Genomic DNA, 18,650 nt, shown 5'->3' with positions numbered 1-18,650 from the left:
CAAAGCGGATAGCAAAACGGGGTGGCTTGGGCCACCCCGTTTTCGTTGCTGCGATGTGGGCGGGCGCTGCGGGATCAGCCGCCGCGCTGGTACTTGAAGCGCTTCTTGCGCCGGTAGGGATAGACATCCTCGAACACCCCCACCTTGATGTTGCTCTGCAGCATCTTCCAGTAGTTGGCGTCGAACATCTCCTTGTGCAACTGCAACATGATCTCGCGCACCTGCGGCTTTTGCAGCAGGAAGGTGGCGAACTCCTCCGGGAAGATGTCGTTGGGGGCTACCGAATACCAGGGCTCGGCGCTCCACTCATCCTCGGGGTAGCGCGGCGGCGGGATCTGGCGGAAGTTGCACTCCGTCATGTAGCAGATCTCGTCGTAGTCGTAGAAGACCACCCGGCCGTGACGGGTGACGCCAAAGTTCTTGAACAGCATGTCCCCCGGGAAGATGTTGGCCGCCGCCAGCTGCTTGATGGCGTTGCCGTACTCCTCCAGCGCAAGGCGGGTCTGCTGCTCGTCCGCCTTGTCCAGATAGAGGTTGAGGGGGATCATCTTGCGCTCGGTATAGAGGTGCTTGATCACCAGCTTGTCGTCGCTGATGGTGAGCGCAGAAGGTGCCACCGTCTTGAGCTCGGCAAGGAGCTCGGGCGAGATGCGATCGAGGGGAAACTCGAAGTTGGTGAACTCCTGGGTATCGGCCATCCGACCCACCCGATCGTGCTGTTTAACCAGCCGGTATTTTGCCTTCACCTGCTCGTGGCTCACATCCTTCGGGGGAGTGAACTCGTCTTTTATCACCTTGAACACCACATCGTAGGAGGGGAGGGTGAACACGCTCATCACCATCCCCTTGATGCCGGGGGCGATGATGAACTGATCCCGACTCTGGGCCAGATGATGGCGGTAGTGGCGATAGAGCTCGGTCTTGCCGTGCTTCTGGCAGCCGATGGCGTTGTAGATCTCGTAATCGGGCTTGTGGGGCATGATCTGGCGCAGGAAGGCGACAAACAGCGCCGGTTCGCGGGCATAGACCATAAAGTAGGCGCGGGCGAAGCCAAACACGATGGAGGCGAGATCCGGCTCGAAGATCACCGTGTCCACATAGATGCTGTGGCCGGTGCTGAGCAGGGGCAGGATAAAGGGGAAGACCTGATCTTTTACCCGGATCAGCCCCACCAGATAGGCCCCCTTGTTGCGGTAGAACACCTCTTTCAATAGCTCGATGGCAAAGGGCTCATCATGGAGGATTTGCGGGCCGTTCTCGGCAAGATGGCGGTGGATGTCGACAATATCCCGCTGCTTGTCCTCGTAGGGGAGGGTGAAGCTGTAATCCCCCAAAAGCTGGCTCAAGGTCTGCGGCAAGTGGGCGAGATCGGTGCGATAGATGCGCAGCAGGGCGCTCAGATCGGGTTTTTCGCCACGGCTGACAAAGGGGTGGATATAGAGGTTCTCGTCGCGGATATTGCGATGGCGAAAGATCCGGCGATAAACGGAGTTGAAGAAGGACTCCGCCACCTCGAAGTTGTCACAACGGGGCAGCAGATCGCTGAAGGCGCTCTTGACCCGCTTGAGCAGCTCCTGGGTGGCGTGGTGCTCCCCCATCATCTGGCGGATGGAGCTGGCGGTGGCCCCCACATGGTGGTCATAGAGGCGAATTCGCTCGCGCCCGGCGAGCTGCACCCCCAGCCAGTCACTGTTCTCGAAGCGGCTCTTGCTGCCCTGGGTTATCTCGAGAAACCGGCTGTAAAACGACTCGAACCGTTGCAAGATGGTCTCGGCGACGGCCTGTTCCAATGGCTGCTGCATTTCTCTCTTCCTTGTGATCTGTCGGGCCGATAGCGCGAAGGATTGGGTGTAATTTGTTCACACGTCTGGCCACTATCGCAACATTCAAACGTCTGTTCAAGTGGCAATTTTCGGGGATAAACGGTAGATTGCGCCCCTGTTTTGGTGATGGTTTAGCGACTGTTTGCTGTCTGTTTGAGAGGCCGTCCGGCCTGTGAGGAAACCCGATGAAGCTCTATTTTGTCCTGGTGGCACCTGCCCGTCCTGCGAACGTGGGGGCGGCTGCCCGCGCCATGAAAACCATGGGATTCGATGCCATGCGACTGGTGGCGAGCCGGGTACACGAAGAGGAGGAGGCGAGCTGGGTAGCTCACGGCGCGCAGGAGATCCTGACTCAGGCCGAGGCGTTCGATACCCTGCCCGAGGCGCTGGCCGATATGGATCTGGTGATCGCCACCACCGCCCGCCAGCGTGGTCGCTACCAACACTATCTCACCCCGGCTGAAATTCGCGACCAGATCCGCGCCAAACCTTCCCTCGACAAGGTGGCCATCGTCTTTGGCTGCGAGGAGTCGGGCCTCTCCAACGAGCAGCTGGCCGAGGTCGACCTCATCAGCTATCTGCCGCTCAAGGTGAGCTACCCGTCCCTCAATCTGGGGCAGGCGATCATGCTCTACGCCTACGAGCTGAGCCCGCTGCTCGATGAGGCAAGTGTCGCAGCAGAAAATATTGATAACAGCGGACAGGTTCGCGTGCTTAAAAGCAAAACAGCAGAATTGCTGGGTGAACTCGGAGTTTCGCAGGATGAAAAACTGCATCAATGGGTGATGGACCGGGTACCCATGCTGCCGCAGCGGGATTTGAACATGCTCCACCTGCTCTGCAAAGACCTTGCCCGCAAGCTTGGTAAAGAGGTTTAAGTTGACAGCCCAGCGCCCGCCGCGGTATTGCTAAAAGCCAGCTTCGTCAACGAGTGTTCGTCATGCAGTTATTCACCAACGTCATCACCACCACCATTATTACCGGTACCACCACAGGTGGCACTGGGGCCGGTTGATGCGCTGACGAACAAGCACAGAAATCAGAAAAGGCCCGTACCCACCCAGTACGGGCCTTTTTGTTGGATTGGTTTTTAGATTGAATTTCATAGATTTACAGGGAGAGAAAGCGATGAGAGTGTTGAAATTTGGCGGGTCTTCACTGGCCGATGCAGAGCGTTTTTTACGGGTGGCCGATATCGCGGTCAACACCCACGGCCAATCTCAGGTAGCCCTGGTGCTCTCTGCACCCGCCAAGGTGACCAATCATCTGGTGGCGCTGGTGGAACAGACCAGCCGCGGTATGGATGCCAGTTCCACCCTGTTTGAAGTCAACGGCATCTTCTCCCGCCTGCTGGCCGGGTTGAAGGCGGCCTATCCGGCGCTCGATGACAAGGCGTTGCTGGCCCGCCTCACCGCCGAGCTGGATCAGGTGGAGCGGCTGATGCAGGGCATCCGTCTGCTGGGCCTCTGCCCGGACAACGTGCAGGCGCGCATTCTGAGCCGTGGCGAGAACCTCTCCATCGCCTTTATGCACGAACTGCTGCGGGTGCGCGGTCTGGATCTGGAGCTGATCGTACCGGAAGAGCTACTGGTCACCGACGGCGGTTATCTGGAAGCCCACGTCGATATCGAAGCCTCCCGCCTGCGCTTTGCCGCCAAGGGGCTGCGCTCGGTTGTAGAGGGGCAGGGCCCCTCTGGAAAAGAGTCATGTCTTTACCTGATGCCGGGCTTTACCGGTGGCAGCGACAAGGGTGAAACCGTGCTGCTGGGCCGCAACGGCTCCGACTACTCCGCCGCCGTACTGGCTGCCTGTGTCGATGCCGAGTGCTGCGAGGTCTGGACTGATGTCGAGGGCTGCTACAGCTGCGACCCCCGTCTGGTGCCGGATGCCTACCTGCTGAAAACCCTCTCCTACAAGGAGGCGATGGAGCTCTCCTACTTCGGCGCCAAGGTGCTGCACCCGAAAACCATCGCGCCGGTGGCCCAGTTCCATATTCCCTGCCTCATCAAGAATAGCTTCAACCCGCAGGGGCCGGGCACCCTGATCGGCCCCGAGAGCGGCGACGATGACCTGAAAGTGAAGGCCATCTCCGACTTGTCCGGCATGTGCATGTTCAACGTCTCCGGCCCCGGCATGAAGGGGATGGTCGGCATGGCCGGTCGCATCTTCTCCGCCGTCTCCCGCGCCGGGGTCAGTATCGTGCTGATCACCCAGTCATCTTCCGAGTACAGCGTCAGCTTCTGTATCCACAGCTACGACAGCGAGAAGACCCGCAAGGTGCTGGAGCGCGAGTTCGAGCTCGAATTCAAAAACCAGCTGCTGGAGCCGCTGGATATCATCAGCGATCTGGCGATCATCTCCCTGATCGGTGACGGCATGCGTACCAGCAAGGGGATGGCGGCCCGCTTCTTCACCTCGCTGGCGCAAGCCTCCATCAATATCGTCGCCATCGCGCAGGGCTCCAGTGAGCGCTCCATTTCGGCGGTGGTGCGGGATCGCAAGGTGGCGGAAGCCATCAAGGCGTGCCACCAGAACTTCTTTGGCAGCCAGCAGTTTATCGATCTCTTTGTGGTCGGTGTCGGTGGCGTCGGTGCCGCGCTGGTGGATCAGATTGCCCGCCAGCAACCGGTACTGGCCGAGCAGGGCACTGGCCTGCGGGTGGTCGGCATCGCCAACAGCCGCCAGATGGCGGTCAACAAGGATGGCCTGAACCTCGCCAACTGGCGTGAACAGCTGGCGGAAGCCCGCGACAGCTTCTCGCTGGAAGGGGTGAAAAAGCTGGTGGAAGATAGCCACATCATCAACCCGGTGATCGTCGACTGCACCTCCTCCGAGGCAGTAGCCGTCCAGTATGCCGACTTCCTCGCCGCCGGTTTCCATGTGGTCACCCCGAACAAGAAGGCCAACACCGGTTCGCTCGATTACTACAAGGCGCTGCGCCGCACCGCCCGCCAGACTCGCCGCAAGTTCCTCTATGAAACCAACGTGGGGGCTGGTCTGCCGGTTATCGAGAACCTGCAGAACCTCATCAAGGCCGGTGACAAGCTGCGTGCCTTCGACGGCATTCTGTCCGGCTCCCTCTCCTTTATCTTCGGCAAGCTGGATGAAGGGATGGCCTTCTCTGAAGCCACCAAGATTGCCCGCAGCAACGGCTTTACCGAGCCGGATCCTCGCGACGATCTCAACGGCATGGATGTGGCGCGCAAGCTGCTCATTCTGGCTCGTGAGGCTGGCATGGCGCTGGAGCTCTCCGATGTCGAGGTAGAGCAGGCGCTGCCGCCCGGCTTTGACGTCAGTGGCGACGTGGAAGCCTTTATGGCCCGCCTGCCGGAGGCCGACGGCTGGTTCCGCGACCAGTTCGCCGCGGCCCAGCGTGAAGGCAAGGTGTTGCGCTATGTGGGTTCCATCGAGGGTGGCAAGTGCAAGGTGGCCATCAAGGCGGTCGGTGGTGACGAGCCGCTGTTCAAGGTCAAAGACGGGGAGAACGCGCTCGCCTTCTTCTCCACCTACTACCAGCCGATCCCGCTGGTGCTGCGCGGCTATGGCGCCGGTACCGAAGTGACTGCGGCGGGCGTCTTTGCCGACGTGCTGCGCACCCAGAACTGGAAGCAGGAGTTGTAAGCATGAGTTCAGACATGTACCCCTCTTATATGACTGAAGGCGGCAGCGTGGTCGCCTACGCGCCTGCCTCCAGCGCCAACCTGAGCGTGGGATTCGATGTACTGGGGGCGGCGCTCGCCCCCGTTGATGGCTCTCTGCTCGGCGATCGGGTGCAGGTAAAAGCGGCTGACGTGCCGTTCGCCCTCTCATCCGTGGGCCGCTACGCCCATAAGCTGCCGGACGATCCGAAAAAGAATATCCTGTTCGACTGCTGGGTCGCCTATGGCGAGGCGCTGGAGAAGCGCGGCCTTAAACTCAAGCCGCTCGAAATGGTGCTGGAGAAGAACCTGCCGGTGGGCTCGGGTCTGGGTTCCAGCGCTTGCAGCGTGGTGGCGGCTCTTGAAGGGCTCAACGCCTTCCACGGCGAGCCGCTTGATGAGCACGACATGCTGCTGCTGATGGGGGAGATGGAAGGCAAGATCTCCGGCTCCGTCCACTACGACAATGTGGCCCCCTGTTATCTCGGTGGCATGCAGCTGGTGGTGGAGGAGGCGGGCGTTATCAGCCAGGGCATTCCGGTGTTTGACGAGTGGTACTGGGTGGTCTGCTACCCGGGCACTGTGGTCTCCACCGCCGCGGCCCGCGCCATTCTGCCGGCCCAATATCGCCGGCAGGATTGCCTCACCTATGGCCGCCGCCTGGCTGCCTTTGTCCACGCCAGCTACACCGGGCAGGAGCCGCTGGCGGCAAGCGTCTTGAAAGACGTGATTGCCGAGCCCTACCGCGCGGCGCTGATCGAAGGCTTTGCCGAGGTGCGGGCGCAGGCGGCCCAGAACGGGGCGCTCGCTACCGGCATCTCCGGCTCCGGCCCCACCGTGTTTGTGGTGATGAAGGAGCTGGCGCAGGCCGAGCGGATGAAGGATTGGATGGAAGCACATTTCGTGCAGAACGAAGATGGATTTGCCCGGGTCTGCAAACTGGACATGGCCGGGGCACGGGTAACAGGAAGCGAGCTATGAATCTCTACAACATCAAGGACAACAGCGAACAGGTGAGCTTCGCGCAGGCGGTGCGTCAGGGCTTGGGTCGCGAACAGGGGCTCTTCTTCCCCGAACAACTCGAACCGCTCGCCGATGTGGATGCCCTGCTGGATCTGCCGCTGGCCGAACGCTCTGCCCGCATCCTGAGCCACCTGCTGGGGGACGAAGTGCCCGCCGCCAAGGTGAGCGAGCTTATCAAGGCCGCCTTCACCTTCCCGGCGCCGCTGGTGAAACTCAAAGATGGCACCTATGCCCTTGAGCTGTTCCACGGCCCGACTCTGGCGTTCAAGGACTTCGGTGGCCGCTTTATGGCCCAGTGCCTTGCGGCCTTTAGAACCAACGACAAGATCACCATCCTTACCGCCACCTCCGGCGACACCGGCGCCGCCGTGGCCCACGCCTTCTACGGGCTGGAGGGGATTGAGGTGGTGATCCTCTATCCCAAGGGCAAGATCAGCCCCTTGCAGGAGAAGCTCTTCTGCACCCTCGGCGGCAATATCCGCACCATCGCCATCGATGGCGACTTCGATGCCTGTCAGGCGCTGGTAAAACAGGCCTTTGACGACGAAGCGCTGAAAAAGGCCATTGGCCTCAACTCCGCCAACTCCATCAATATCAGCCGTCTGTTGGCGCAGGTTTGCTACTACTTCGAGGCGGTGGCCCAGTTGCCCAAGGCCGATCGCGCCAAGGCGGTGATCAGCGTGCCGTCCGGCAACTTTGGCAACCTCACTGCGGGCCTTATCGCCAAGGCGCTGGGGCTGCCGGTGAAGCGCTTTATCGCCGCCACCAACGCCAACGATACCGTGCCGCGCTATCTGAAAACCGGTCAGTGGGAACCGCACCAGACAGTGGCCACCCTGTCGAACGCCATGGATGTCAGCCGCCCCAACAACTGGCCACGGGTAGAAGAGCTCTGCCGCCGCAAGGGCTGGGCGTTGGAGACCCTGGGATCAGGTATGCGTGACGACGTCCAGACCCGCGCTGCTCTCAAACGGCTGCACCAGCTGGATTACCTGTGCGAACCCCACGGCGCCATTGCCTGGGATCTGCTGGGGGAACAGCTGGCCGAGGATGAAGTAGGGGTCTTCCTCTGCACCGCCCATCCCGCCAAGTTCAAGGAGTCGGTGGACGAGATCCTGAATCTCGATGTACCGCTGCCCGGCCCGCTGGCCAAACACGCCGACCTGCCGCTGCTCTCTGTTAATTTGCCTGCGGAGTTTGCCCGGTTAAGGGCGTTTTTGGTGGGTTAAGCCACCGAGCTGAGATAATCGATAGAAATAAAAATCCCCCGGTAATGGGGGATTTTTGTGGGTGAAAGTCGGTAGCTAAAGGCAACTGGCAATATCACGAAATATTTGTATCGCGAGCGTACGATTACGCTTCGCTAATCGAACCTACGTGCTTGTTGATGGAAATAAAATGCCCCAGACTTAGTAGCTTTTATTTGTACCTGCTTAATATAAGAGTTACTTTTAGAGGTTTTTAAATAGACAATGTTCATGTTGCTTTTGTGAAAAAAACGTCTGGATTTAGTTAACTCAAGAGGAGATTTTATTCATCATTTATAGAGTATAGCGGTAGTTGACCTGGTAATGATAATGGGGATGGTCTGTAGAAATGAACTCCAGCATTATGCTCTTGATAATGAAATGTATTAGTAGAGACCGCATACTCAACAAGAGATTCTAGTGACGATATTAGTTCAATAATATCCTTGCTCCAATAGTTCTTAATCAAATCTATAATTTTTTTATGTCCTGGGTCTGGAATGTTTTCCATGTATCCAAAATGCCCATCAATCAAGTTTTGAATGTTTTCAATTGCGGTAATATAATCAGCAATATAAGAGTTGGATTTTGAAAAATGAAGAGTCCACCTTCCAATTGACTCATCCTTGTTGAGAGTTATTAGGTCCTTTATCATTGTGCTACCATGTTTTTTTTGTCTGACACTCCGATACAAAATGTACAATATTTATCTTTTGTTGGGTTTTTGGTAAAGTATGATGTTTGGAATAACCCCTCACCATGAACACCTTCGACTTCTCCAACAAAGCCTATAGTCTCCTCACCATTTGAAATCAAAATTAATAGATCAGAGTATTTAAGGGTTCCAATTAAGTTGTATCCTGGGATTACACTCTTAGGTAAAGCTATTATTCCCTTAGGTAAAAGCATTTTTACAATTTCTTTATTATATTCTTCTTTGGCATTAAAAATTTCCGTGTCATTCCCAACCTTAAAAACATTCATAAGTTCAATGTTGAAATTTTTAATTTCATAATCACTTAAAATTTTACAGCATAACTCTTTGAATATTTTTATGCCTGCTGTTGTTTTAAGGAAATCAACCATTACATATTCAAATGAATGGTTTTGCACTTTACCCCTCATTCGGTGAAAAAAACCACTTATTCTGAGCTCACCTTTGTAGTCTTTAAGACTTTTATTATTACCCCATACATAGTCAAGATTTTTCTGATAGCGAACTGTTTTCAAGATAGAACAGTAAAATGCGGCCCAGTAAGCTGTCGTATCTTGAATTATAGTTTTAGTGTGGTTAGGAAGTATGATAGATGTTTGTTGTTCCATATTTCATCCTTAAATTTTACCAAAGAGTTATTTTCTGAGCTATAGGATATTTATGTTATTATGTCCTATCTAGATTGATTTAGTGCGCTTGGTTGTTTTTCGTTCAACGCCGTCCCATAGGCTGTGGCTATTCTTATCACTCATTTCTAAGATAATAAAATTATCATAACGGTAGATTTTGTCCTCAAATGATGGTTTTCTTTCCGAAAATAGTTCAGCAAGTAACGGGGCATCACGTCTATTTAGCTAAGTTTTAATTGGTTGTTGATTTTACATGGCCAAATTCAACTTGTTTTGGAAATCATATTTCCCATTTGTTGGGTTTCGTTAGGGTCAGCTCCGACCGACGAATTGCATCAATCAATGTTTAGAGCCTACGCTACCGCCCGTGGATTACAGCTTCCAAAATGCTCCATTAACCAGCGGGGCAGCAACCCATTGCAGCAATAGGCACCGGATGGCTATGTTAAGCCAATCGAATCTGTGCTCACCAGTCAAAAAGTGACGTAAGTGTCAGTAATGACTGATTTTTTGCGCTGGCTCAACAAATCGAACTGAGTGGGCACCGGATTCCCATGGCCCTTGATTTTATTGGGGTTGGTGGGTGTGGCGCGAAAGTTGGGTGCCGGCTTGCTGTCGGAGAAGGCTTTACGGGGGCAATCCCGCTCTGCCAATCGGCGCTATAGTGCGGGCGATGGTTGTTGTACTCCGTCTCCCAAGCTGGCGAGGCGGGGGATCTGCGGCAACAATCAGCTGTTGCAATCACAGCCATTTGCAACACATCGTCATGCAAATATGACCATGCAAACACATCACCAGATAGAGAGGAGATCACCCATGAAGCGTACCATCCTGTTCGGCCTGCTCTGCGGCAGCGTGCTGCTGGCCAATCCGGTCTTTGCCAGCGACACAGCCCAGTTGCAGTGCGAGGCGCAGGCCGCAGCCAAAAAGCTTAATGGCGCCGCCAAGACCAGCTTTGTCGGCAAGTGTGTGAAAGATGCCGCTGGCGCCGCGACCGGCGAGTGCGAGAAGGCGGCCGCCGACAAGAAGCTGGCCGGTGCGGCCAAGAACAGCTTTATCCAGAAGTGCGTGAAGACGGGCGCGGCGGTGGATCCGGCGGCCAAGTGCGAGAAGGCGGCGGCCGACAAGAAGCTGGCTGGCGCGGCCAAGAACAGCTTTGTCCAGAAGTGCGTGAAGGATAGCGCCGCCAAGTAAGGCATTTTCTCATCCGGTGTGTTTGCGGGGGGCCATCAGGCCCCCCGCGCTTTTGGGGTGCACTGATGGCGCAACGCACAAGCCTTGTATCGGGGCAGCAATAGCGACACTATTGACTCCTTTTATAGGTTCCGCAGAGGCGCAGCCATGACCTGCCGTTACCAAACGTGGGGTTGGCGAGCCGCATCCGTGCGGGATTACGCGCGATAAGGGAGCAAAGCAGTATGATGGAAGAGATGGAATGGCGCTGGCTCAATGAACCTGCCGAGTGGCATCAGACAGAGGGCGGTTTGCAGGTGGTGACAGACCAGCAGACCGATTTTTGGCGCAGCACCTGGTATGGCTTCGAGCGCCACAGCGGGCATCTCTATGGCTGCGAGGTGGCGGGGGAGTTTACCTTTCAGGTCTGCGTCGAGGGGGAGTTCACCACCCTCTACGATCAGGCGGGGCTGATGCTGCTGCAAGACGAGGCGCACTGGCTGAAAGCGGGGATCGAGTACAACGATGCCCAGCCGATGATCGGCAGCGTGCTGACCAATCCGCGTTCTGACTGGGCCACCGGCATCTTCACCGGCAATCCGCGCCGCTTCTGGTTGCGGCTGACCCGGCTGGCCGATTGCCTGCGTTTGCAATACTCCACCGATGGCAAGGTGTGGCCGCTGCTGCGCCTCGCTCCGTTCCCGCCAAGCGAGCGCTGCTTTATCGGGGTGATGTGCTGCACGCCGGAGCGGCAGGGGTTGGCGGTGTGCTTCTCTGACTTGCGCCTCACGCCGCCTCTTGGCAAGGCGCTCCATGATTTGAGCTAGGCCAGCGGTTTTGCCTGCGACATTGAACCAATAAAAAAGCGCCCGCAGGCGCTTTTTTCATTTGGCTGGTAAGGCCTCAATTAGCTGATCAGGCTGGCCCACAGGTCATATTCGTCGGATTCGTCGATCCGCACCTTGACCATGTCCCCCGGCTTGAGGCCGGTTTCGCCGTTGAGGTAGACCAGACCGTCGATCTCCGGCGCATCGGCGAAGGAGCGGCCAGTGGCACCCTCTTCGTCCACTTCGTCGATGATAACGGTCATCTCCTGACCCACTTTGCGGGCCAGCTTGCGGATGGAGACCTGCTGTTGCAGCTCCATAAAGCGCTGGAAGCGCTCTTCCTGAATCTCTTCCGGTACCGGATCCGGCAGCTCGTTGGCCAGCGCCCCTTCGACCGGGCTGTATTTGAAGCAGCCGACGCGATCCAGCTCCGCCTTGTCGATAAAGTCCAGCAGCATCTGGAAATCTTCCTCGGTCTCGCCCGGGAAGCCGACGATAAAGGTGGAGCGCAGGGTGATCTGCGGGCAGAGCTCGCGCCACTTCTGGATCCGCTCCAGGGTGCGCTCAACCGTACCGGGGCGCTTCATCAGTTTGAGGATGCGCGGGCTGGCGTGCTGCAACGGAATATCGAGGTAGGGCAGTACCTTGCCATCGCGCATCAACGGGATGACGTCATCTACGTGCGGGTAGGGGTAGACGTAGTGCAAGCGCACCCAGATGTCGAGCTTGGCCAGCTCTTCGCACAGGGCGACCATGCTGGTCTTGACCGGCATGCCGTCGTAGAAACCGGTGCGGTGCTTCACATCGACGCCGTAGGCGGAGGTGTCCTGGGAGATCACCAGCAGCTCCTTCACGCCCGCCTCTTTCAGGCGCTTGGCTTCTGCCAGCACGTCGCCGATGGGGCGGCTCACCAGATCACCACGCATGGAGGGGATGATGCAGAAGGTGCAGCGGTGGTTGCAGCCCTCGGAAATCTTCAGATAGGCGTAGTGGCGCGGGGTCAGCTTGACGCCGTGGGCCGGAACCAGACTGGTGAAGGGGTTGTGCTGCGGCTTCTCCACATATTTGTGGACGTGACCCAGCACCTCTTCATAGGCGTGGGGGCCGGTGATCTCGAGCACCTTGGGGTGGATCTCGCGGATCTGATTCTCTTTGGCGCCAAGGCAGCCGGTGACGATCACCTTGCCGTTCTCGGCCAGCGCTTCGCCGATCGCTTCCAGCGACTCTTGCACCGCGCTGTCGATAAAGCCGCAGGTGTTGACGACGACCAGCTCGGCATCGTCATAGCTGGGCACCACATCGTACCCTTCGGTACGCAGCTGGGTCAGGATGCGTTCTGAATCGACCAGGTTTTTGGGGCAACCCAAGCTCACAAAACCAATCCTTGGATGGTGAGACCTAATAATGCTGGAAGTCGCTTGTTGGACAGGTTGGTCGTCCGATGGCTGAACCCGCGTAGTTGCAGGTGTCAGGCTGTCTGAGCTAGGGTCAAAACGGTTGACGGTCATAGAGGATCGCTGGTCACTAATGCAAAAAAAGATTGCGGATTATACCTGATGAGCGGGAAAGAGGAAGAAGTGATGTGTGCATTTTTTAACCTGTGATATTAGATTTCAATGCGCGATATTTTGTGTCTTTTCTTGAGAGGTGATGACGATGCGATCATCAACAACAGTGTCCTCGGTCACGAGTTCTGACTCGAATTCCTCATGCCAGTGTCTACAGCCTACAGCATGAGGGGGAGATCTACACTAAACAGTTAGGCAGTGCCGATTTGCTTGCAACCTGCGTCATGGATCGCAGTCTGGTGCTGATCATCCTGCTGGTTGCCGCGAACTTCGCTGCCAGTACCAGGAGTTGCTCGTAAGCAGAGTAACTCTTGACTACACCGATACGGGCACAGGTAATTGTCGATCTGATAGTCTGTATTGAGCATGGGGTTTGTCAATAAGTAATAAGTCGACGGGGGGGATAGGTAAAAACCAGCATTGTTGGTTGTAATTTAGTCAAGGGAGGTGATTTTTAACTTCTTTTCACATCCCCCCACTTGAAAAATTCTAAAAATTGTCCATTTACTAATAATAAGAGAGGTAATAAAATTTTAGCGTTTCAACATTCCGCTGCTACGCAGCGAAGAGAAACCAGTTTTACTACCCCTCGCAGGCTTTTTATTGAAGAGAAAATATGAAAGTCTCTCTTGTATATTAAATTTTATTATGCATGGGGCATGCAATAAGTACGCTTATCACTGATAAGCAGAAAGCAGAAAGCAGAAAGCAGAAAGCAGAAAGCAGAAAGCAGAAAGCAGAAATGTGCCGATCTTCCTTACTTGCCAGTTGGTCAAAGAAGTGACATTCAATATAATTAATATGTTTACGTGGTCACGTTCTTCCTGCTTATTTTGACCAAACTCATCGGCTGACCATCATGTTCTCGGTGCCACACCATCACGGACTTTGGTCAAGTATCTTTTTATCATTGGAGTCTATCGTCATCTACACCGAATATGCGCAACCTTCATTTCGCGCTTGAGCAAGCGTATCTTGAGAAAGAACAAGACATCGCCATGGTGGTGGTATTATTACGGCAGTATGACTGCGAACCCTCGTTTCTCCTTGCTACTTCCTAGCCTGAAATATATAAGTGGAAATTAATAATAGAGAGTATGGATAGTTTATTTCTGATGAGGTGATTATTTTTTGATGGGGGTTGATATCTAGTGTTTTTGGATATAACCTTCCATTTAAATGTTTGCTAGTGGTTATATACCGTGTGTCGGCAATAGTGTTTGTGTTCAGAAAATGAACGGCGCTAAGTGATTGTGTCGTAGCTGGGCATCTGGTCTAGGCATGTCTGCTTTAATTTAATTCAACTGTACCGGTAGCGTACAAGTATAGTTGTGTATCTAGCATATATAGCCTCGTCATAGAATCAATTTTTGGAGATGTTATGGATTTAAGGTCGTCTGCACCAACACTATATCTGTATAGTCGTGTAAGTACGGATAAGCAGGCCGCCGGTAATAAAACTGGCGTACAACGTCAGACTGAGGGGGCTTTGGTTGATGCAACAAAGTTAAAATATAGTAACATGCCTGTTATCTATATGTCAGATAACGGAATGTCAGCCAGTAAGGGGGAAAACATTGAACATGGATGTCTGGGGAGGTTTATTGAACTAAGTCGTTCAGGTCATATTGCACCCGGCTCTGTATTGGCCATGGAAAACATCGATCGTTTCTCTCGCTTAGCGTTAACAAGAGCCAGTGAGTTCTTAACCTGTATTCTCGCAGCCAATATTGTTGTTTATACATGGATTGATGGGGCAGTATATCAAAAAGATAATCTTGCATCCGCGATTTTGTCACTAGTTAAACTTGAAAGCAGCAATGATTATACAAATAAACTTTCTGCTCGGGTTACTGGTGCAGCTCGTGTTGCATTAAAGCGTCATCAAAATGGTGAGTGCGATGCAGATGGTTATCCAGCTGCAATTAATGGCTTCGGTAAAAATAAATTTTGGGTTGATACGACAACTGGGTTTGTACGCCCTCATCCATATTATTTCTCTATAGTTAAAGAAATGATTATGATGATTCGAGAAGGGAGGGGGCATATAGCAATTAAAAAGCATTTAGATGAAAGTTATACCCCCCCCTACAATAGCTCAAAATTCTAATAAAGAGGGGTGGGGAATAAATCTTATTAAAAAGATTATAAGTGATCGTGCAGTTTTAGGCGAAAAAATAATTCATATTGATGGTCGCGAGCATCTGTTGGTAAATTATTATCCCGCTGTTTGCACTGAGGCTGAATTTGCACAAGCTAAGCGAGTGCGTAGTGAAAAAAAACAGTTTACTAGTAAGATGAAAAACGCTGCGGGCATTGTTACTGGAATGCGTATAGCCACTTGTGGGGACTGTGGCAGTTCACTACAGGTCTACCGTAGTAAAGCCGGAAAAAAAGATGAAAAGCTCCGTTATAAATGCAGCGGAAGGTCAGACACTTCGGTGAAAAGCTGCACAGCTGCAACATTTGATAATAGATATTTTGAGTATGCACTAATGTTGCTGATTGGCAGCGTGATACTTCAGCCTAAAAAAAATACAAATGAGAATAAAGTTGCTTCGATTAAAAATAAAATAGAATCGATAAGTTCAAAAATAGAAATCATGATTCAATCTGTGGGAGCAACCACAGAGGGAGATATACATATTCTGTTGACTGAACGACTAGATAAATTATCTAGGGAACGTAAACAGTTAAATGAAGAATTGACCATTGAGATTAGTCATGCGGAGGCTTCTATTAACCCAGATATATATATGCTGATACCACCAAACTACATTGACTACAATCAGGCTGATATAAGGAACGAGGTAAGGGATATAATATATAAGACAGTAAAATCAATAAAGGTGCATTCTGTTACTGGCTGTTTCTATATTCAGGTTGAGTTGTTTGGTGGAATGAGTACCGATGGTATTGTTATTGACAATAAGTATATCTCCGACTTCGGTTTTGATATGCACCATCAGCAGGAGAACGAGGAAGCATTCCTGGCTTACAATAAATTTGTCAATAACTTCGAGTGTATCGATAAAGATGGAAAGTTAATTAGAATGTTAGACTTGGTGAATGGCACTGATTTTATAATTTCTGATGAACTATATCTCAATCAAAGGGTAAAGGTTTTAAAGGAGAAGCCTATGACTGAGGAAATGCGTACTGCTATTGAAAAATTTGAAACTTGGGTTCCTAAAATCCAGTAATTAATATGCCGGTTAGTGATAAGGATTTTTGCCATTGCTAATGGTTGATATGTAAAATCACTAAATTATTCTGCTAAGATAAATAATGCTGTATATTCACGGCATGATGTGTAGCGTCATGCATATGAATGAGCAAAAAAATGAAATTTTGTGGTGGCCCCATGCAGCGCAAGCTGCAAGACTGAAAGAATCCACCAAAATGGAAATGAGATTCAACTAAACCACCAATTTCTCTACATATTTTTTGATACCCAACCTAGTATTTTCTAATGCTTGCTGTAGCGCCACCCAGCAGCAATAAATCCAGTTTTTCATTAGCTCCGGTCTGTTATTTTAACCTCGCAGTTCCTTTCCAGTAGGCATACTTGCGGGAACGAACTCTAGGCGTGTCAATTCTCTCTAGAAAACGTTGTTTTTTTTCTTTAAAAATAGCATCTTAGACTATGAGTGTCTTGTAGCTTGCTCGATGACTACCATATGAATTTACCCTATAGCTGCTTCCAACATTTTTTGAGCTGTGCATGGCAAGGTAAATATGGGAAATGGTTAAAATTACCTTACCCTAGTGCATCTTAATAGTTAGGAAATTAAAATTTCAGATACCACTGTATCTTTCAAATTAGTATATTTTTCAATGCTTCACAGCGACCATTCTCACAGTAGCCCCACCAGTCAGTCTTTTGACCAATGATCGCTACTATGGATGTGCTGTTTTTAGGTAAGCCTTTACGCCAACTAGATACGTCAGTGGCAGAGGGCAAAGGATTCGATTCAGGATGGGTATGCCACTCACCTATGTAAGTAAGATAGCCTCCTGATGTGTGCCAAAGTTGATCAACCATAACTTGATGGTGTTGTTTTTTACGTACAAAACCAAAACGCGATGCTTGGTCGTAGGGACTAGGTTCTGTAACGTGAGTTATTATTATATGAGGTGGCCGAATTTCTCCAATAAATACACCTCCTTGCTCAGGTTGACTGTGATGTAACTGCCGATATCGATTTAAAATATGAAGTACCGCAGTCTCAACGATTATTAGTCCACCAGCTCTATTACTCAAGGTCAGCTCAGCCTTGACGTCAGGAACAAACACTACATTCTCCAAATTTTTTCAGCTTTCTACGCTTATGATGAATTACATTACCTGTCGAGTGTTGAGCATAGGTCCAGGGAAGCTTATCCTGAAGAGTATTCAGCACGGCCTCTTGAATTAGTGCGGCAGTAATTGTGCTGACGCTAGCATCATAGGGTGTAAAAATGCTGCCGCAGGAAACTCGATGAGGAGCTACAGGTCTATCGACCTCCTTGAGGATCTCGAGACGCTTGGCACATTCATAACAGGCTTTTCCATCGTCGATCATAACAACAGACGCTTGACCATAAGCATCATTGTAGCCGTGGATGATGAAGGGAGGACGTTGGGTAGAAGCTCGAGCCAAGTAACTGAGCATTTTACTTGTTGGGGCGTGACCAGTAGCATCGATCACAATATCATAGCCACGAATATTATCTTCATTCATTTCAAAACGATAAGGTTTGACATCTATTCTTGGATTGCCCAAAGAGTCACGCTTTATTAGCTTACTTAGGGCCTCAGCTTTATTCCAACCGATATAAGTGGCTGGGAGAGCATGCCGACTCAGATTGCCTGGAGACAGAATGTCACTGTCACAGAGAACTAGCCGACCGGTATTGCCACGCCCTGCTCCTACCTTGGCAAGCAGCTGAGCAGCAAAGCCACCAATGGTGCCGCAGCCAATTATCAAGATTTGCTTGTTCTCAAGATCAAGGAAAACAGGTCTGTTGCGCCGTTGAAGCTCTTGGTCGCTTATCGAGCTCACATTTAAGCGAGAGAATGCGGTCGTTGCGGATTTTGATCTGAGCATAGGAAGGGTAGAGCCGAGCTTTAGTTTGTGTTTACCTCCCCTAGATTTAGCTCGTTCCGTTGTACGGTGTTTCAGGATCGTCTGGGTGGCTTTACTGAAGCAGACTTCAAAGCCAATGATGCCTTCGTTCGAAATATCGAACAACACCATTTGCCTGCCCTTGGTGAGCCTGGTGAGTATTCCATTGGCCAGTGAGTCATGAGCAGGGAGGTCAGCAGATTTTAACCAATCAAAGACTTCCCTGAGTGATTGAGGCGGCCATTTACTTGGTGCTATCGCAGTGTTGTTAACTCTGACAACGGTCACGTCGCCATCAATGCCCACAGCCGGTTTTTCTCCTCGTAACCTAAACCAGTCATCCCTTTGCCCAGCGTTGCGGAAGACAACATATTCTTTGTCTGTTTGTCCATCTGCTGAGGTTGCCACTTTCAGCGACTTGTATGAGAATTTTGTACCTGAAAGCTTGCCTGCATCACCATAAATGTAAGCATCCACGACCCCATTCCAGTAGTTCACAAACTCGGTTTGAAATTCCTCTTGCCGTTGATGGCCAGCTGTTACGGCATTGTCCAATGCTTGCTGGATCAGGCTGTTTAACATGGTAATTACAGCAGGTGGGTGTTGGGGATCCCAATCGGCAGTGTCCTGGTTCACCAAACATAATCTTTGGAAACTGCTTATGTGAGGTAAGGCCATACCGATTAAGTTGGCAGGGCGACTGATAACGTAAGTTTCCGGCAAGCGACTAAGATCTTCTCTTGGCCTAACTACAGCAATAATGAATTCGCCTGCCTGTGTTTGGTAGGCTTTTATATAGGCTGGACACTCTCTCGGTAGAGAAATTGGTAGGCCGGTGATGTTGCGACTCTCGACATATCGAAAGCCGCTATGTAATAACAAGTTATGGATAGTCACTA

General features: G+C 52.0%; 14 protein-coding genes. 8 read left to right on the top strand and 6 right to left on the bottom strand.

Translation table 11 applies throughout. The features are described from left to right. Positions 1-74: 74 nt before the first annotated feature. The gene (gene aceK, locus ACTG2O_RS19370) at positions 75-1,802 is read right to left on the bottom strand and encodes a bifunctional isocitrate dehydrogenase kinase/phosphatase (protein ID WP_101531469.1); all 1,728 of its coding nucleotides are present in this window, start codon (positions 1,800-1,802) and stop codon (positions 75-77) included. A 206-nt stretch (positions 1,803-2,008) separates the two neighbouring features. On the opposite strand from aceK, the gene ACTG2O_RS19365 reads away from it, so the two are divergent. The 4 genes from ACTG2O_RS19365 to thrC all read left to right on the top strand — a co-directional run bounded on the left by ACTG2O_RS19365 (position 2,009) and on the right by thrC (position 7,713). Continuing rightward, positions 2,009-2,701: a tRNA/rRNA methyltransferase gene (locus tag ACTG2O_RS19365; RefSeq protein WP_439976499.1), complete on the top strand. Its 693-nt coding sequence runs from the start codon at positions 2,009-2,011 to the stop codon at positions 2,699-2,701. Positions 2,702-2,951: 250 nt separating this feature from the next. Next, the gene (thrA, locus tag ACTG2O_RS19360; protein WP_439976498.1) at positions 2,952-5,444 is read left to right on the top strand and encodes a bifunctional aspartate kinase/homoserine dehydrogenase I; all 2,493 of its coding nucleotides are present in this window, start codon (positions 2,952-2,954) and stop codon (positions 5,442-5,444) included. Positions 5,445-5,446: 2 nt separating this feature from the next. Continuing rightward, the gene (gene thrB / locus ACTG2O_RS19355) at positions 5,447-6,442 is read left to right on the top strand and encodes a homoserine kinase (RefSeq protein ID WP_439976497.1); all 996 of its coding nucleotides are present in this window, start codon (positions 5,447-5,449) and stop codon (positions 6,440-6,442) included. Beyond that, positions 6,439-7,713, top strand: coding sequence for a threonine synthase (gene thrC, locus ACTG2O_RS19350; protein ID WP_439976496.1), 1,275 nt, complete (start codon positions 6,439-6,441; stop codon positions 7,711-7,713). Before thrB ends, thrC begins: the two co-directional genes overlap by 4 nt. 301 nt (positions 7,714-8,014) lie before the next feature. Here thrC and ACTG2O_RS19345 read toward each other — a convergent pair whose 3' ends face one another. Further along, positions 8,015-8,386: a hypothetical protein gene (locus ACTG2O_RS19345; RefSeq protein WP_439976495.1), complete on the bottom strand. Its 372-nt coding sequence runs from the start codon at positions 8,384-8,386 to the stop codon at positions 8,015-8,017. Beyond that, positions 8,383-9,054 carry a hypothetical protein gene (locus ACTG2O_RS19340; RefSeq protein ID WP_439976494.1) on the bottom strand — a complete coding sequence of 224 codons (672 nt, stop codon included), beginning with the start codon at positions 9,052-9,054 and terminating at the stop codon, positions 8,383-8,385. Before ACTG2O_RS19340 ends, ACTG2O_RS19345 begins: the two co-directional genes overlap by 4 nt. 837 nt (positions 9,055-9,891) lie before the next feature. On the opposite strand from ACTG2O_RS19340, the gene ACTG2O_RS19335 reads away from it, so the two are divergent. Both ACTG2O_RS19335 and ACTG2O_RS19330 read left to right on the top strand, forming a co-directional pair. Beyond that, positions 9,892-10,269: a hypothetical protein gene (locus ACTG2O_RS19335; RefSeq protein WP_216955065.1), complete on the top strand. Its 378-nt coding sequence runs from the start codon at positions 9,892-9,894 to the stop codon at positions 10,267-10,269. A 224-nt stretch (positions 10,270-10,493) separates the two neighbouring features. Further along, positions 10,494-11,075, top strand: a complete 582-nt coding sequence (locus ACTG2O_RS19330; RefSeq protein WP_323913938.1) for a DUF1349 domain-containing protein — start codon at positions 10,494-10,496, stop codon at positions 11,073-11,075. A gap of 80 nt (positions 11,076-11,155) precedes the next feature. Here the strand turns inward: ACTG2O_RS19330 and rimO are convergent, their stop codons facing one another. Beyond that, the gene (rimO, locus tag ACTG2O_RS19325) at positions 11,156-12,583 is read right to left on the bottom strand and encodes a 30S ribosomal protein S12 methylthiotransferase RimO (RefSeq protein ID WP_323913939.1); all 1,428 of its coding nucleotides are present in this window, start codon (positions 12,581-12,583) and stop codon (positions 11,156-11,158) included. Between the two features lie 1,441 nt (positions 12,584-14,024). Between rimO and ACTG2O_RS19320 the strand changes: the two genes are divergently transcribed. Then, positions 14,025-14,753 (top strand): recombinase family protein, encoded by a 729-nt coding sequence (locus ACTG2O_RS19320; protein WP_439976493.1) that lies wholly within the window; start codon positions 14,025-14,027, stop codon positions 14,751-14,753. Next, a complete protein-coding gene (locus tag ACTG2O_RS19315) occupies positions 14,713-15,846 on the top strand; it encodes a zinc ribbon domain-containing protein (protein WP_439976492.1) in 1,134 nt (377 codons plus the stop codon). Before ACTG2O_RS19320 ends, ACTG2O_RS19315 begins: the two co-directional genes overlap by 41 nt. Before the next feature lie 614 nt (positions 15,847-16,460). Here ACTG2O_RS19315 and ACTG2O_RS19310 read toward each other — a convergent pair. Both ACTG2O_RS19310 and ACTG2O_RS19305 read right to left on the bottom strand, forming a co-directional pair. Beyond that, entirely contained in the window at positions 16,461-16,940 is a 480-nt protein-coding gene (locus ACTG2O_RS19310; RefSeq protein WP_162517109.1) for a Mov34/MPN/PAD-1 family protein, read from the bottom strand. Beyond that, entirely contained in the window at positions 16,927-18,648 is a 1,722-nt protein-coding gene (locus tag ACTG2O_RS19305; protein ID WP_164537386.1) for a ThiF family adenylyltransferase, read from the bottom strand. Before ACTG2O_RS19305 ends, ACTG2O_RS19310 begins: the two co-directional genes overlap by 14 nt. Positions 18,649-18,650: the final 2 nt, after the last annotated feature.

It is taken from the genome of Aeromonas sp. 61P, from assembly GCF_051919545.1.
Lineage (GTDB): Bacteria > Pseudomonadota > Gammaproteobacteria > Enterobacterales > Aeromonadaceae > Aeromonas > Aeromonas veronii.
Note: the sequence above shows the minus strand (reverse complement) of the source record. Positions and strands in the feature narration are given on the sequence as shown.

Bases quoted from the DNA above. Each gene is read 5' to 3' on its own strand.
- aceK (WP_101531469.1), bottom strand. From the start codon at position 1,802: ATGCAGCAGCCATTGGAACAGGCCGTCGCCGAGACCATCTTGCAACGG.
- ACTG2O_RS19365 (WP_439976499.1), top strand. From the start codon at position 2,009: ATGAAGCTCTATTTTGTCCTGGTGGCACCTGCCCGTCCTGCGAACGTG.
- thrA (WP_439976498.1), top strand. From the start codon at position 2,952: ATGAGAGTGTTGAAATTTGGCGGGTCTTCACTGGCCGATGCAGAGCGT.
- thrB (WP_439976497.1), top strand. From the start codon at position 5,447: ATGAGTTCAGACATGTACCCCTCTTATATGACTGAAGGCGGCAGCGTG.
- thrC (WP_439976496.1), top strand. From the start codon at position 6,439: ATGAATCTCTACAACATCAAGGACAACAGCGAACAGGTGAGCTTCGCG.
- ACTG2O_RS19345 (WP_439976495.1), bottom strand. From the start codon at position 8,386: ATGATAAAGGACCTAATAACTCTCAACAAGGATGAGTCAATTGGAAGG.
- ACTG2O_RS19340 (WP_439976494.1), bottom strand. From the start codon at position 9,054: ATGGAACAACAAACATCTATCATACTTCCTAACCACACTAAAACTATA.
- ACTG2O_RS19335 (WP_216955065.1), top strand. From the start codon at position 9,892: ATGAAGCGTACCATCCTGTTCGGCCTGCTCTGCGGCAGCGTGCTGCTG.
- ACTG2O_RS19330 (WP_323913938.1), top strand. From the start codon at position 10,494: ATGATGGAAGAGATGGAATGGCGCTGGCTCAATGAACCTGCCGAGTGG.
- rimO (WP_323913939.1), bottom strand. From the start codon at position 12,583: ATGACCGTCAACCGTTTTGACCCTAGCTCAGACAGCCTGACACCTGCA.
- ACTG2O_RS19320 (WP_439976493.1), top strand. From the start codon at position 14,025: ATGGATTTAAGGTCGTCTGCACCAACACTATATCTGTATAGTCGTGTA.
- ACTG2O_RS19315 (WP_439976492.1), top strand. From the start codon at position 14,713: ATGAAAGTTATACCCCCCCCTACAATAGCTCAAAATTCTAATAAAGAG.